General features: G+C 64.9%; 12 protein-coding genes. 1 reads left to right on the forward strand and 11 read right to left on the reverse strand.

The genetic code is table 11. The annotated features are described in order from the left end of the window. Positions 1-135: 135 nt before the first annotated feature. The gene (gene mog, locus B7G52_RS16590; RefSeq protein ID WP_096698662.1) at positions 136-726 is read right to left on the reverse strand and encodes a molybdopterin adenylyltransferase; all 591 of its coding nucleotides are present in this window, start codon (positions 724-726) and stop codon (positions 136-138) included. Between the two features lie 2 nt (positions 727-728). Beyond that, positions 729-1,316: a ribosome biogenesis factor YjgA gene (yjgA, locus tag B7G52_RS16595; RefSeq protein WP_240523499.1), complete on the reverse strand. Its 588-nt coding sequence runs from the start codon at positions 1,314-1,316 to the stop codon at positions 729-731. 25 nt (positions 1,317-1,341) lie between these two features. Between yjgA and pmbA the strand changes: the two genes are divergently transcribed. After that, positions 1,342-2,754, forward strand: a complete 1,413-nt coding sequence (gene pmbA / locus B7G52_RS16600) for a metalloprotease PmbA (RefSeq protein ID WP_096698664.1) — start codon at positions 1,342-1,344, stop codon at positions 2,752-2,754. Between the two features lie 123 nt (positions 2,755-2,877). On the opposite strand, the gene B7G52_RS16605 is transcribed toward pmbA, so the two are convergent. From B7G52_RS16605 to nirB, 9 genes are all read right to left on the reverse strand, one after another. After that, positions 2,878-3,324 (reverse strand): GatB/YqeY domain-containing protein, encoded by a 447-nt coding sequence (locus tag B7G52_RS16605; RefSeq protein ID WP_096666012.1) that lies wholly within the window; start codon positions 3,322-3,324, stop codon positions 2,878-2,880. Between the two features lie 85 nt (positions 3,325-3,409). Further along, a complete protein-coding gene (rpsU, locus tag B7G52_RS16610) occupies positions 3,410-3,622 on the reverse strand; it encodes a 30S ribosomal protein S21 (protein ID WP_007872347.1) in 213 nt (70 codons plus the stop codon). Between the two features lie 184 nt (positions 3,623-3,806). Continuing rightward, positions 3,807-5,066 carry an NAD(P)/FAD-dependent oxidoreductase gene (locus B7G52_RS16615; RefSeq protein ID WP_096698665.1) on the reverse strand — a complete coding sequence of 420 codons (1,260 nt, stop codon included), beginning with the start codon at positions 5,064-5,066 and terminating at the stop codon, positions 3,807-3,809. Between the two features lie 109 nt (positions 5,067-5,175). Then, the gene (gene cobA, locus B7G52_RS16620) at positions 5,176-5,979 is read right to left on the reverse strand and encodes a uroporphyrinogen-III C-methyltransferase (RefSeq protein ID WP_096698666.1); all 804 of its coding nucleotides are present in this window, start codon (positions 5,977-5,979) and stop codon (positions 5,176-5,178) included. Continuing rightward, positions 5,976-6,881 carry a DNA-binding protein YbiB gene (gene ybiB / locus B7G52_RS16625; RefSeq protein ID WP_096698667.1) on the reverse strand — a complete coding sequence of 302 codons (906 nt, stop codon included), beginning with the start codon at positions 6,879-6,881 and terminating at the stop codon, positions 5,976-5,978. Before ybiB ends, cobA begins: the two co-directional genes overlap by 4 nt. Positions 6,882-7,054: 173 nt before the next feature. Next, positions 7,055-9,943 carry a nitrate reductase gene (locus B7G52_RS16630; protein ID WP_096698668.1) on the reverse strand — a complete coding sequence of 963 codons (2,889 nt, stop codon included), beginning with the start codon at positions 9,941-9,943 and terminating at the stop codon, positions 7,055-7,057. A 136-nt stretch (positions 9,944-10,079) separates the two neighbouring features. Then, positions 10,080-10,466 (reverse strand): nitrite reductase small subunit NirD, encoded by a 387-nt coding sequence (gene nirD / locus B7G52_RS16635; protein ID WP_096698669.1) that lies wholly within the window; start codon positions 10,464-10,466, stop codon positions 10,080-10,082. Between the two features lie 14 nt (positions 10,467-10,480). Further along, positions 10,481-11,263 carry a type IV pili methyl-accepting chemotaxis transducer N-terminal domain-containing protein gene (locus B7G52_RS16640; protein ID WP_096698699.1) on the reverse strand — a complete coding sequence of 261 codons (783 nt, stop codon included), beginning with the start codon at positions 11,261-11,263 and terminating at the stop codon, positions 10,481-10,483. Positions 11,264-11,295: 32 nt separating this feature from the next. Next, on the reverse strand, positions 11,296-13,728 hold the full coding sequence (gene nirB, locus B7G52_RS16645) for a nitrite reductase large subunit NirB (protein ID WP_096698670.1): 2,433 nt from the start codon (positions 13,726-13,728) through the stop codon (positions 11,296-11,298). Positions 13,729-14,169: the final 441 nt, after the last annotated feature.

Genomic DNA, 14,169 nt, shown 5'->3' on the forward strand with positions numbered 1-14,169 from the left:
GGGGGAGGGAGTGGGGAGTTGCGCCTACTGTCCACAGCGGACCGCAGTCGCAGCGTGACGCCAGAAAAACGCTATGAAATCAATAGCTGGTTACGCCCGACCAGTATGGGCTAAGCGCCGATTTGGTATGAAAAATCAGGAAACGGCCGCCCGAATCGCCGACTTGGGCCGGAACGCCTTGCACACCGCATCGTCGGTTTCCAGGTAAGGCCCGCCAATCAGGTCGACGCAATACGGCACGGCGGCAAAAATGCCGGCGACTGCTTGCGAGCCGTCGGCATTTTTCAGGCCTTCGAGTGTTTCGGCAATCGCCTTGGGCTGGCCGGGCAGGTTCAGGATCAGGCTCCGGTCGCGGATCACGGCGACCTGACGCGACAGGATGGCGGTGGGCACGAACTTCAGGCTGATCTGGCGCATCTGCTCGCCAAAACCCGGCATTTCCTTGTGGCCGACTGCCAGCGTCGCTTCGGGCGTCACGTCGCGCAGGGCCGGGCCGGTGCCGCCGGTGGTCAGCACCAGCGAGCAGCCGGCATCGACCAGCTCGATCAGGGTGGCGCTGATCTGCGCCTGCTCGTCGGGAATCAGGCGCTCTGCAAATTCGATCGGGTTGCGCAGCGCGCGACCCAGCCACTCTTTCAGCGCGGGCAGGCCCTTGTCTTCGTAGACGCCGCTGGACGCCCGGTCGCTGACCGAGACGATGCCGATCTTCACTGCATCGTGGGCCATGGTCAGGGGGCCTCCGGCGCCAGCGTCTGCCGCACCAGCTGGAAGATCTCGCGGTAGGACTTGCCATGGCGCGGCGCTTCGCCCGGTTTTTCGGGCTTGGCGTCCTTGCGGGCCTGGCGCACCAGGGCGCGCAACTGCTGCGCGTCAGTGTCCGGGTGTTCGCTGAGCCAGTCGCCCAGCGCATCGTCGGAGGCGATCAGCTTGTCGCGCCACTGCTCGGCCAGGTGCAGCGCCAGCGTGAGCTGCGCCGAGCCGTTTTTCTGCTCGTCGATCGCGGCGCGAATCGGTTCGGTGTCCAGCGGGCGCATCAGCTTGCCGATGAACTGCATCTGGCGCCGTTTGCCCTCGAAGTTGGTGATTTTGCGGGCCTGGGCGATGGCGTCGATCAGTTTGTCGGGCAGGTCCAGCCGGGCCATCAGGTCGGCACGCAGGGTGAGCAGGGCTTCGCCGAGGGCCTGTTTTTCGTCGGCTTCGGCCTTGAGCTGGGTTTTGCTGGGCGGGCCAACTTCTTCCAGCGCAATTTCTTCGGGTTTCACGAAGCGGCCGTGGGACCAGTAGCCCTTGATAGCCTTAGGAGTCTTGTTGTTCATAGCAGTCAGTATCATAGCTACCCATATGACCCTCAAGACTTCCAAGACATCCTCCGGCGCCAAACAGGCGGTCCGGCCTTCTTCCCAACCGGAAAAGGGCTTCAGTTACCACCGTGATTTTTTCGAGGAACTGGTGGACAGCGCCCTCGCGCACGCCAAAAAAATCGGTGCCACGGATGCTGCCGCCGAGGCTTCCGAAGGTTGCGGCCTGAGTGTCAGCGTGCGCAAGGGTGAACTTGAAAATGTCGAGCGCAACCGCGACAAGTCGCTGGGCGTCACGGTGTATGTGGGCCAGAAACGCGGCAACGCATCGACCAGCGATTTTTCCAAAGCAGCGATCGAGCAGACCGTCAAGGCGGCCTACGACATCGCGCGTTTCACCGCCGAAGACAAGACCTCCGGCCTGCCGGCCGACCGCGACATCGCGCGCGTTCACCCCGAGCTGGACCTGTTCCACCCCTGGGCCATCGACTCGGAAGGCGCAGCCCGCCTGGCGCTACAATGCGAGGCGGCCGCCCTGGGCACCAGCAAACGCATCACCAACAGCGAAGGCGCGGGCGTGTCGGCCCAGCAAAGCCATTTTTTCAGCGCGCACACGCGCGGTTTCCGCGGTGGGTATGCCAGCTCGCGCCACAGCATCTCCGTCGCGCCGATCGCGGGCAAGGGCAGCCAGATGCAGCGTGATGCCTGGTACAGCTCCATGCGCGACGCCAGCGAACTGGCCAGCCCCGAGGCGGTCGGCCGCTACGCCGCCGAACGCGCGCTGGCGCGCCTGAACAGCCGCAAGATCAAGACGGTGCAGTGCCCGGTGCTGTTCGAGTCGCCGCTGGCCGCCGGCCTGCTGGGCGGCTTTGTGCAGGCCGTCAGCGGGGGGGCGCTGTACCGCAAAAGCACCTTCCTGCTGAACAGCCTGGGCAAGCCGGCGTTTCCCGATCACATCGACATCAGCGAAGACCCGCACCTGCGCAAGGGCAAGGGCAGCGCGCCGTTTGACGAAGAAGGCGTGAAAACCCGCGCGCGCAAGGTGGTCGAGGCCGGCATTGTGCGCGGCTACTTTTTAAGCACCTACTCGGCACGCAAGCTCGGCATGCGCACCACCGGCAATGCCGGCGGTTCGCACAACCTGGTGCTGAGCAGCCGCCAGACCAAAGCGGGTGACGACCTCGACGCGATGCTGAAGAAGCTCGGCACCGGGCTTTTCGTGACCGAGCTGATGGGCCAGGGCGTGAACTACGTGACGGGCGACTACTCGCGCGGCGCCTCGGGTTTCTGGGTCGAGAAAGGGCAGATTGCCTTTCCGGTGGAAGAAATCACGATTGCCGGCAACCTCAAGGACATGCTGATGGGCATCCAGGCCGTGGGCGCCGATGTCTACAACTACGGCGCCAAGAGTGTGGGCTCCATCCTCATCAACCGGATGAAGATCGCCGGAAGTTAAGGCCCCCACGGTCGCTCACTGCGTGTAGCTCCCTGCCCCCCGAGGGGGCCGCTGCGCCTGCGGCCCGGCAAAGCCGGTTCCGCGGCCCCTGCTTGACTTAAAACGTCTGCCGCGGCGCTAATTTCAGCCTGCCAGCGCTGCCTTGACCGCAGCCGAGACCTGGCCCATGTCGGCCTTGCCGGCGAGTTTGGCTTTCACCGCACCCATGACCTTGCCCATGTCGCCGGGGCCGCTGGCACCCAGTTCGGTGACGATGGCCTTGACCTCGGCAGCAACCTCTTCGGCGCTCAGGCGCGCGGGCAGGTAGGCCTGCAGAACCACCAGTTCGGCGGCTTCCTTGTCGGCCAGGTCCTTGCGCTCGGCCTTCTGGAAGGCCTCGATCGAGTCCTTGCGCTGCTTGATCAGCTTGTCGACGATGGCGACCACGGCGGCATCGTCGAGCACCACGCGTTCATCCACCTCTTTTTGCTTGAGGGCCGCCAGCAGCAGGCGGATGGTGCCCAAGCGCTCGCTGTCCTTGGCGCGCATGGCGGTTTTCATGTCTTCGGTGATCTGGTCTTTGAGGGACATGGGTTTCTCCAACGGTAAAAAAGTAAAAAGCCCGCTGGAGCGTCCTTCAGCGGGCTTGGTGAGGTGCCGGAAGGCGTGTACTGGCTTAGTACAGCTTCTTGGGCAACTGCATGGAGCGGATGCGTTTGTAGTTGCGCTTGACAGCGGCAGCTTTTTTACGCTTGCGCTCGGCGGTGGGCTTTTCGTAGAACTCACGGGCGCGCAGGTCGGTCAGCAGACCGAGTTTTTCGATGGTGCGCTTGAAACGGCGCAGAGCCACGTCGAAGGGCTCATTGTCTTTTACACGAATAGTCGTCATTGATGAAGTGATCCAAAATTTTGCGTCGTTAGTGATCTGATCAGAATCAGGCCGGACGCGGGTTTGCTAGCAAAGCCTTGGATTATATACCAGCCCCCACGCTTGTCACTACGTGTACTGCGCTGCCCCCGAGGGGGCCGCTGCGCCTGCGGACTGGCGAAGCCAGATCCGCGGCCCCTGCTGGTTAATCCGGGGCCGGGGATCCGACGTGGTGCTTTTGGGCCAAGGCTTGCGCACAGGCAAAAGCCGAGGCCCAGGCCCACTGGAAGTTGTAGCCGCCCAGCCAGCCGGTGACATCAACGACCTCGCCGATGAAATACAGGCCCGGCTGCTTCGACTCCATGGTTTGGGACGACAAATCCCGGGTATCGACGCCGCCCAGCGTCACTTCGGCCTTTTTGTAGCCTTCGGTACCGGTCGGGGTTAATTGCCAGTCGGCCAGCCGGTCGGCCAGCGTCGTCAGGGCCTTGTCGGTGGCCTCACTGACGGGTTTTTGCCAGGCCGGGTCGCGGCTGACCCAGGCGTCGGCGAGACGGCCGGGCACCAGCGCCGCCAGTTCGTTGGCAATCAGCTTTTTCGAGCTTGCCTTGGCGCGCAACAGCAGGGTGGGCAGGTCCACGCCGGGCGCGAGGTTGATGCGCACCGGCTGGCCTTCGCGCCAGAAGCTGGAGATCTGCAGCACCGCCGGACCGCTCAGGCCGCGGTGGGTGAACAGCAGGTCTTCGGCGAAGACCACGGCTTTTTTGCGTTGTTTCGGGGTGGCGTCGGTCGGTCCGGTTTCGATCCGCACCGGCAGGGCCAGGCCGGCCAGCTGGGCATACGGTGCCCAGGCCTCGCCGTCGAAGGTCAGCGGCACCAGCGCGGCGCGCGGCTCCACCAGGCGCAGGCCGAACTGTCTGGCGATGCGGTAACCAAAATCGGTGGCCCCAATTTTGGGGATGGACAGGCCGCCGGTGGCGATCACGACCTGCGGTGCCTCGATGCGGCCGCGGTCGCTCTCGATTTTGTAGCTGCCTGCGCCCGCCTGCTCAGGGCCGGTGATGCTTTTGATGCTGCAAGGCTGCCAGCGCGTGACGCCGCCGGCATCACACTCGGCCAGCAGCAGGGTGATGACGTCCTCGGCCGAACGGTCGCAAAACAGCTGGCCCTTGTGTTTTTCATGAAAAGGGATGCCGTGGCGCTGCAGCAGGGCGATGAAATCCTGCGGCGTGTAGCGCGACAGGGCCGAGCGGCAAAAGTGCGGGTTCTCGCTGAGGAAGTTGGCCGGTGTGGTGCCCTGGTTGGTGAAGTTGCAGCGGCCGCCGCCCGAGATGCGGATTTTCTCCGCCACTTTCTCGCTGTGGTCCACCAGCAGCACCTTGAGGCCGCGCTGGCCAGCGATGCCGGCGCAGAACAGCCCGGCTGCCCCGGCACCCACCACCACCACATCAAATTTATGGGTCAAATCGGCCTCCAGCCCAATATGGACGGGCGCAAGAAGCTATGAAAGAGATAGCAATCTGGCCCGACCGGGACAGAGGAGTGTAGCCGGGCCTCCCCGGCGCCCGTGACGTTCAGGCGGCGCGGAACTGCGCCGGAGCGGTCTGCGGAAATTCGCCCGCTGCCGCCACGCCGCTGATCACATCGCCCACCACGATGACCGACGGGCTGGCCAGGCCGGACGCGCCGATGGCATCGGCCAGCTGGCCCAGCGTGGTGGTGATGTGGCGCTGCGTTGGCAGCGAGGCGTTCTGGATCACGGCCACCGGCGTGGTCGCCGGCAGGCCGGCCAGCAGTTCGTCCTGGATGCGCCCGGCGCCGCTGACGCCCATGTAGATCACCAGCGTGAGTTTGGCCTTGTGCGCCGTGTCGGCCAGCGCGCGCCAGTCCGTGCCCACGTCGCCCGGTTTGGCGTGGCCGGTGACGAACACCACGCCGTGCGCATGGTGGCGGTGCGTCAGCGGCACACCCAGCGAGGTCACCGCGGCCAGGCCGGCGGTGATGCCGTTGACGACATGGACGGCGATGCCGGCGGCCTGCAGGTGCTCAACCTCCTCGCCGCCGCGGCCGAAGATGAAGGGGTCGCCGCCCTTGAGGCGCACCACGTTTTCACCTTCCTTCACCGCCATGATCATCAGCTTTTCGATGAACTCCTGTGGTGTGGATTTGCAGCCGCCGCGTTTGCCCACATGCACGATGCGTGCACCGGGCTTGGCATAAGCCACGATCTCGTCGCTGACCAGGTCGTCGACCAGCAGCACGGTGGCGGCCTCGATGGCCTTGAGCGCCTTGAGGGTCAGCAGTTCCGGGTCGCCCGGGCCCGCGCCGACCAGGGTGCACCGGCCGTTGGGAGAGAGGTTGTTTTTGCTGCTTGTCATAGTTGCAATGTTAGTAGCAAGATATGTTCCACCTGCCGGGCAATCGATGCCGGCACGGCAGCGGAGCCCGACATCACCGCGCGGATATAGGCGGCGGTGCTGTCACTGTCGATGGCTGCGGGCAGGTCCGGCACGCTCGCCAGGGTGCCGGGCTGCGCTTCCTGCAGCAGGGTGCGCTGCCCCGCGATGAAGGCCTGCATCTGCGGCGTGCGGCGCGCATCGGCGACGACCTCGCCCTCGGTGCCGCGCAGCAGCAGGGCGTTGGCTTCAATCAGCTCGAAGGTCTGGCCCATGGAGATCGCGTACTCGGGGTGGGTGTAGCTGCTGACCACCAGCGCCTTGCCCAGGCAGGGGTTCATGATCTTGACCAGGCTGTGCGCCGGGTTACGCAGGCCGACGGCGCGCCGCACGTCGAGCAGGCGCTTGAGCCCCGGGCACAGCAGCTCGGTGGGGGCAAACACCACCTCGCCATTTGCTATCTTTTCAATAGCTGTCAGCGCAGGTATCTCAAGGGTTGCAAGCACATCCGATGCAAAAATCCGGCTGGACTCGGTGGCCGTGCCATGCACCAGCACCGGCAGCCCTTCACGTGCCAGCAGCAGCGCCAGCAAGGGCGTCAGCACCGGCAGCTTGCGCGCGCCGTTGTAGCTCGGCAGCACCACCACGGGTTGGGCACTTGCCGGAAAACGCTGCATGCGCTGGTAAGTCGCGTCGAGGAAACCGGCCATCTCTTCCGGCGTTTCACCCTTGATGCGCATGGCCAGGCAAAAGCCGCCCACCTCCAGGTCGGTCACCGTGCCGTCGAGCACCTGGCCGAACAGGTCGCCCGCCTGCTCACGCGTGAGCGGCCGTGCGCCGTCTTTGCCGCGGCCTATGACCTTGATGTACTGAGCGATGGACATGTGTGATTGTCGGCGAAGGCAGATAACTTTCCGTTATGAGCTTATTGAGCGTTTCAGAACTCGTGACAGTCGGAACGCTCAATCCCTCACCCCGACCCTCTCCCAGAGGGCGAGGGTGAGAGCGGTCCAATTCACTGTCGTGTATTTGGAAAAGATCAATAAGCCGGTGTTTGTCAGGCGAGCACCTTGATCGGGATCACGGTGCGGCCGCCGGTGGCGGCTGCGGGCCGGGCTTGGGCGGTGGTCCGGATGATGCGCTTGATCTCGGGCACGCAGGAGCCGCAGTTGGTGCCGCATTTGAGCTTGTCCTGCAGCGCCTGCAGCCGTTCGTCGTCGCTGGCCAGGTAGCCGGCGCCGCCGACCGCGTGGGTGGTGTCCGTCAGGCAGGCGCCGATCTCGGCATCGGTGACGCTGAAACAGGTGCACACCGGTTTGCCGCGCGACTGCAGGGCCACCGGGGCCTTGGCGCCCGGCAGCAGCAGCAGGCGGCCGTAACTTTGCGCCGGCAGCTCGTCCTGCAGCAGGGTCTTGATCCAGGCCTGCGCGCTGACATCGCCGGCCAGCACGAAGCCCGCCAGTTCGGCCTGCTCGCCATGGCGTACCAGCCGTGCAGTGCGGTGCTGGCCCTTTTTTCGGTCGGCATAACGCAGGACATCCGTCCCGCCCAGGCCGAGAATGCCCTCGATGTTTTCCAGCATGCCGGCCGGCGGTGCCTCGAAAGCCGCCGCGCGAAAAAGCACGCCGCCGCGCTGCCGGCCCGCTTCGCCCAGCGGTACCTGGTTGGCAAACGGCACGCAGCTGCTGAAGGCAAAAGCCGCCATCAGCGGTTTGAGCCGTTCGCGCGCTGCCAGCACCTCGTCATCGGGCAGCCAGGCCATGGCCAGCAGCGACCAGGGCAGCTCGGCCTTGAGGATCTTGACGGCCGCGTGTTTGAGCTCGGGCTGTTTGGAGCTCGGGCAATAGGCCGAGGTCGTCAGCGCGTTGACGCCGGCCAGCGGTTCGCCGCTGCTGGACAGGCCGCTCAGGTACTCCCCGCCCCAGTGCATGGCCATGAAGGCCTGGCTGACCGCCACCTCCGGCGAGGCCTGCAGCGGCACCACGATGGAGCCGCGTTTGGAGGTGACGTGCACCAGGTCGCCGTCTTTCAGCAGGCGGCGCGCCATGTCCTGCGCATTCATCTGGATGGCCGGCTCGGCGACATGGCCGAAGAGGCGGCCCAGCGTGCCGGTGCGGCTCATGCCGTGCCACTGGTCGCGCAGCCGGCCCGTGGTCAGCGAGAAGGGGTAACGCGATTCGCGCGGCTCGGCCACCGGGTTGTACACCGTGTTGACGAAGCGCGCCTTGCCGTCTTCGGTCGGGAAGATGCCGTCTTCGTAAAGCCGCACCTTGCCGGTGCTTTCGCCCTCGGGCAACGGCCACTGCTGCGGCGCAGCGTCGAGCATGGCGTAACTCATGCCGGTGATGTCGAGGTCACGCCCGCGCGTGGATTCGCGGTGTTCGTTCCAGATGCCCTCCACGGCGGCGGCTTCGTCGCCGGCGGACCAGGGAAACAGCGTGCTGATTTTTTGCACCGGCAGCAGTTTTTCCAGCCGCTGCGCGAAAGCCACGGCAATCGACCAGTCGTGCCGCGTTTCGCCCGGTGCAGCCACCGCCGGGCGCACGCGGCTGATGCGGCGCTCGCTGTTGGTCACGGTGCCGGTTTTTTCGCCCCAGGTGGTGGCCGGCAGCAGCAGGTCGGCGTAGTCGCAGGTGGATGTGGTGACAAAGGCTTCCTGCACGATGACCAGCTCCGCACGTTGCAGCGCACGGCGCACGGTGGCCTGGTCGGGCATGGACTGCGCCGGGTTGGTGCAGGCGATCCACAAGGCCTTGATCTCGCCGTCGGCCGCCGCTTGGAACATCTCGACCGCGGTCTTGCCGGGCTGGTCCGGGACCGAAGGGATGCCCCAGAGCGCGGCGACTTCGGCGCGGTGCTGCGGGTTGGCCAGGTCGCGGTGGGCGCTGAGCAGATTCGCCAGGCCGCCGACCTCACGCCCACCCATGGCATTGGGCTGACCGGTCAGCGAAAACGGACCGGCGCCGGGCTTGCCGATCTGTGCGGTGGCCAGGTGCAGGTTGATCAGCGCCGCGTTTTTGGCGGTGCCACTGCTCGACTGGTTCAGGCCCTGGCAGTACAGGCTCAGGGTCGCGCCCGAGGTCGCGAACAGTTTCGCGGCGGTGAACAGATCGTCTTTCGTGATGCCGCAGGTCTGCGACACCAGGTCGGGCGTGTAGTCGCGCACCGTGGTTTTCAGCGCGTCGAAGCCGCCCGTGTGTTCGGCGATGTAAGCGGCTTGCGTCCAGCCTTCCCACAGCATGATGTGCAGCATGCCGTTGAACAGCGCGACGTCGGTGCCGGGCTGGACCGGCAGGTAGAGGTCGGCGATGCCCGCGGTGTCGGTGCGGCGCGGGTCGCAGAAGATGATTTTCATGGCCGGGTTGGCGGCCTTGGCATCCTCGATGCGGCGGAACAGGATGGGGTGCGCGTAAGCGGTGTTGCTGCCGACGATGAAGATGCACTGCGCATGGTTGACGTCGTCGTAACAGCTGGGCGGCGCGTCGGCGCCCAGGGTCTGCTTGTAGCCTGCCACCGCGCTGCTCATGCACAGGCGCGAGTTGGTGTCGATGTTGTTGGTGCCGATCAGGCCCTTGGCGAGTTTGTTGAAGACGTAATAGTCCTCGGTCAGCAACTGGCCCGAGATGTAGAAACCGACCGCGTCCGGCCCATGTTCGCGGATGATGCGGGCGAAACCTTCGCTGGCAACATCCAGCGCGCTGTCCCAGGTGATGCGCTGCGGCGCGGCGCCGCGCTGCTCACGCCGCATCGGGTGCAGCAACCGGGTCTGGCGCGTGACGATGTTCGAGGCCGTCAGGTGCAGGGTCGAGCCCTTGGTGCAGAGCCGCCCGAAATTGGCCGGGTGTTGCGGGTCGCCTCGGACCCCGGTGATCTCATTGCCATGGGATTCAATGATCACGCCACAGCCGACGCCACAGTAAGGACAGGTCGAACGTGTATCCGTCATGGCGAGTCAAACACCGGCTGCAGTGTTTCATGTTTGTCCAAAGCGGCTGGCGCGAACGCGAGACCGCCGTCCATCCGACCGCGGGGGCGGGTTGAGCGGGTTTCCCTGGCGAGCACATCAGCAGTCATTGGCGTGCTCAGGCGCTGGCGAGCTCTTTGCCGGCCGGGCCGGCCACCGGACGGGTCAGGTCGAGGGCCAGCGTGGCGAGTTCGTTGGCGTCCAGGTGCACGACACCGTCACTCACGGACACGCTGAACTTCGGCGTGCAGCCCTCATCCGGCGCTCTGGCGCAGCCGCCTTCCAGGTCAATCGTCCAGTTGTGCAGTGGACAGGCCACGCTGGAGCCGAACACGATGCCCTGGCTCAACGGGCCGCCTTTGTGCGGGCACCGGTCCAGCAGGGCAAACACGCCATCCTGGTCGTTGCGGAACACCGCTACATCGATGCCGCGCTCCCGCGCCACGCGGCGCGCGCCCAGCACAGGGATGTCGGTCACCAGACAGATTTTTTTCCATTCGCTCATGATGGTCCTTTTTTCTAGCCGAGAACGCGGGCGTACATGCCGGTGACCCGGTCCATGACCTGAAGCAGGTTTTCGCTGCTCACAAAAACATCGGTGGCGGCCTTCGGGCCCGTCACGCGTGCCTTCAGCGCGTTGTCGAAGAAGATCCATTGGTTGTCGGCCAGGACCAGCTCCTGCCTGATCTCGGCGGTGGCTTCCGGCGCATTGCGCAGCATTTCCAGCGCCGGCACAAACTCTTCGCGCGCCTTGCTGATTTCCCGCAGGCTCAGGGCGCTTTCCACGTTCCAGCTGTTGGCCAGGTAGAACTGCGCCATGCGTTGTGACAACATGCGCTGCCGGCCAGCGACGTTCACCAGCCTGGCACCCGGCTTGCCGGCCTGCTGCTCGAACAGTCCTGTGCCTTTGTGTGCCAGGGCCAGCACCTTGCCGGCCTGGTCGAGCACCGACTTGGCCCTGTCCTGCGACGGCACGGAGCCGACCAGCAGGCTTTTGTAGTCCGACCAGGCGGATTCCAGCAAGACGTAGGTATCGCGGGTTTCGCCGGCTGGTGCAAAAGTCTTGAGTTCGACCAGCTGCCGGTCGAACAGGGCCATGGACTGGTCCAGCACGCGGCGGGCAGATTCAGCCTGGATACCCTGGCCCAGGCCGAACCAGGCCTTGCTCATGCGCTGCGACAGCATGCGCTGGCGTCCGGCCTTGTTGATGGCGTCGCCGAGTCCGGCAACCTGGGCGTGGACGGGGACCACGGCAGCCAGTGCGGAGCCGCAGAAAACGCGGCGCTGAAGGGAGTAGGTCATCGGTGCATTCATCCTGGGCAAGTGTTGGAACTTCAGGCAGAGAGGGGGGAAAACTGCCGCGTATCAACGGCCGCTTCCTTCAGGTCGAACCACGGATCGGGCTCGCCATCAAGCGCAAACTGCAGCCGCTCCCAGAGGGCCTTGCGGCCTTCATGGTCGTCGAGGATTTTTTTCTTCACGTAGTCCAGGCCGACGCGGTTGACGTAGTGCACCGTGCGCTCGAGGTACCAGCCCTCCTGGCGGTAAAGCTCGCAGAAGGCGCCGGTGTACTCGAGCACTTCGGCAGCTGTTTTTAGCTTGGTGAAAAAATGCGCCACCTCGGTCTTGATGCCGCCGTTGCCGGCGATGTACATCTCCCAGCCCGAATCGACGCCGATGATGCCGACGTCCTTGATGCCCGACTCGGCGCAGTTGCGCGGGCAGCCGCTGACCGCGAACTTGACCTTGTGCGGTGCGTACATGCGCCACATCGCGCGTTCCAGGTCCTTGCCCATCTGCGTGCTGTCCTGGGTGCCCATGCGGCACCATTCGCTGCCGACGCAGGTCTTCACCGTGCGCAGGGCCTTGGCATAGGCGTGACCCGAGGGCATGCCGATGTCTTTCCAGACGTTTTGCAGGTCTTCCTTTTTCACACCCAGCAGATCGATGCGCTGGCCGCCGGTGACCTTGACGGTCGGGATCTTGTACTTGTCGACCGCATCGGCGATGCGACGCAGCTCGCTGGCCGTGGTTTCCCCGCCCCACATGCGCGGGATCACGCTGTAGGTGCCGTCCTTCTGGATGTTGGCATGGCTGCGTTCGTTGATGTAGCGGCTTTGCGGGTCGTCTTTCGCTTCCTTGGGCCAGGTGCTGATCAGGTAGTAGTTGACGGCCGGCCGGCAGGACGCGCAGCCATTGGGCGTGCGCCACTCCATGAACTGGTAGACCTCCGCAATGCTCAGCAGCTTGTTGGCGCGGATCGCGTCGCGCACCGCCTGGTGGCCATGGTCGGTGCAGCCGCACATCGCCTTGAGCTTGGGCGTGGCCGAGTAGTCGCCGCCGGCGGTGGCCATCAGGATCTGCTCGACCAGGCCGGTGCAGGAGCCGCAGGACGCGCTGGCCTTGGTGTGTTTGCGCACCTCGTCGAGCGTGAACAGGCCTTTTTCCTTGATGGCCTTGCAGATGGTGCCCTTGGTCACGCCATTGCAGCCGCAGACTTCGGCTTCATCGGGCATGGCCGCGGCCTTGTTGTGCCCTTCGTGGCCCGCATCCCCGATGTTGGACTCGCCGAACATCAACCGGTCGCGGATATCGCCGACACTGCGGCCGTCGCGCAGCAGCTTGAAGTAATACGAGCCGTCCACGGTGTCGCCGTAGAGGCAGGCGCCAATCAGTTTGTCGTCCCGGATGACCAGCTTTTTGTACACGCCGCCGAAGGGATCACTCATGACGATTTCTTCCGTACCTTCGCCGCCCATGAATTCGCCAGCCGAGAACAGATCGATGCCGGTCACTTTCAGTTTGGTCGATGTCAGCGAACCGGTGTAGCGGCCGATGCCGAACTGCGCCAGGTGGTTGGCCGCCACCTTGGCCTGCTCGAACAGTGGTGCGACCAGGCCATAGGCGATGCCACGGTGCGCCGCGCATTCGCCCACGCTGTAGATGCGGGCGTCGGTGACCGTCTGCATGGTGTCGTTGACCACAATGCCCTTGTTGCAATGCAGGCGCATGGCTTCGGCCAGCTGCGTGTTCGGGCGTATGCCGACCGCCATGACCACGAGGTCAGTGGCCACTTGCGTGCCGTCCTTGAATTTGATGGCGGTGACACGGCCGTCCGGTCCACCCACCAGTTCCTGGGTCTGCGCACCCATCAGGAAGGTCAGCCCGCGCTCTTCCAGCGATGTCTGCAGCAGCCGGCCGGCCACGCTGTCGAGCTGGCGCTCCATCAGCGTCGGCATCACATGCACCACGCTGACATCCATGCCGCGCAGCATCAGGCCGTTGGCCGCTTCCAGGCCGAGCAGGCCGCCGCCGATGACCACGGCTTTTTTATATTTTTCCGACGCTGCAATCATTTCGTTGGTGTCGGCAATGTCGCGGTAGGCGATCACGCCCTGCAGGTCCTTGCCGGGCACGGGCAGGATGAAGGGGTTGGAGCCGGTGCACATCAGCAGGCGGTCGTATTCTTCTTCGGTGCCGTCTTCGGCGCGCACGATGCGTTTGATGCGGTCCACCTCGACAACCTTCTTGCCGGCGTGCAGGGTGATGTGGTTGTCCTTGTACCAGTCCCAGCTGTTGAGAACGATTTCGTCGAGTGTCTGCTCGCCGGCCAGCACGGGGGACAGCAGGATGCGGTTGTAGTTGGGGTGCGGCTCGGCGCCGAACACCGTGATGTCATACAGCTCGGGCGCGACCTTGAGCAGTTCCTCGATGGTACGGACGCCCGCCATGCCATTGCCGACCATGACCAGTTTTGATTTTTTCATCGTGCCACTCCAGTGGGGGCCGGTGCCGTCGGCGCAAGCGCCAAAGCCATGCCGGCTTGCGAAAAAGGGGAGGTAAAAACCATGATGCTCTCTCCTGCAGAACAGGGACCCGGCTGTGGCCGGTATGAGATACACCAATACGCACGGCGTTATGCGCAGAACCCGCAGTGTGCTGGTTGCGGGTGGGCGCGTCGTTGCGCCCGTGAAGGCTTACGCAAAAGTTGTGCCATGCGGTGGCGTAAGTGACGGGCCTGAGGGCGTGGCCATGGCGCGCCCGGGAGGGCCGGCCTGTTCTGCCCGTGCGCGGCATTCCTGCCTGACGCAGCGCTTGTTGCCAGATTTGCCCGGAAGGCTCGCCATCCGCACCAAAGGCGGGCATGCACAGGGCTTGTCATGGTGCAGGGCCTGTCCGCGTCGCGCCCGTCGCGGGAAGCTGACCGC

This window comes from Polaromonas sp. AER18D-145 (genome assembly GCF_002379095.1).
Lineage (GTDB): Bacteria > Pseudomonadota > Gammaproteobacteria > Burkholderiales > Burkholderiaceae_C > Polaromonas.

What these genes read in the sequence shown, in the direction of transcription:
- mog (WP_096698662.1), bottom strand. Translation starts at nt 726, where the DNA reads ATGGCCCACGATGCAGTGAAGATCGGCATCGTCTCGGTCAGCGACCGG.
- yjgA (WP_240523499.1), bottom strand. Translation starts at nt 1,316, where the DNA reads ATGAACAACAAGACTCCTAAGGCTATCAAGGGCTACTGGTCCCACGGC.
- pmbA (WP_096698664.1), top strand. Translation starts at nt 1,342, where the DNA reads ATGACCCTCAAGACTTCCAAGACATCCTCCGGCGCCAAACAGGCGGTC.
- B7G52_RS16605 (WP_096666012.1), bottom strand. Translation starts at nt 3,324, where the DNA reads ATGTCCCTCAAAGACCAGATCACCGAAGACATGAAAACCGCCATGCGC.
- rpsU (WP_007872347.1), bottom strand. Translation starts at nt 3,622, where the DNA reads ATGACGACTATTCGTGTAAAAGACAATGAGCCCTTCGACGTGGCTCTG.
- cobA (WP_096698666.1), bottom strand. Translation starts at nt 5,979, where the DNA reads ATGACAAGCAGCAAAAACAACCTCTCTCCCAACGGCCGGTGCACCCTG.
- ybiB (WP_096698667.1), bottom strand. Translation starts at nt 6,881, where the DNA reads ATGTCCATCGCTCAGTACATCAAGGTCATAGGCCGCGGCAAAGACGGC.
- B7G52_RS16630 (WP_096698668.1), bottom strand. Translation starts at nt 9,943, where the DNA reads ATGACGGATACACGTTCGACCTGTCCTTACTGTGGCGTCGGCTGTGGC.
- nirD (WP_096698669.1), bottom strand. Translation starts at nt 10,466, where the DNA reads ATGAGCGAATGGAAAAAAATCTGTCTGGTGACCGACATCCCTGTGCTG.
- B7G52_RS16640 (WP_096698699.1), bottom strand. Translation starts at nt 11,263, where the DNA reads ATGACCTACTCCCTTCAGCGCCGCGTTTTCTGCGGCTCCGCACTGGCT.
- nirB (WP_096698670.1), bottom strand. Translation starts at nt 13,728, where the DNA reads ATGAAAAAATCAAAACTGGTCATGGTCGGCAATGGCATGGCGGGCGTC.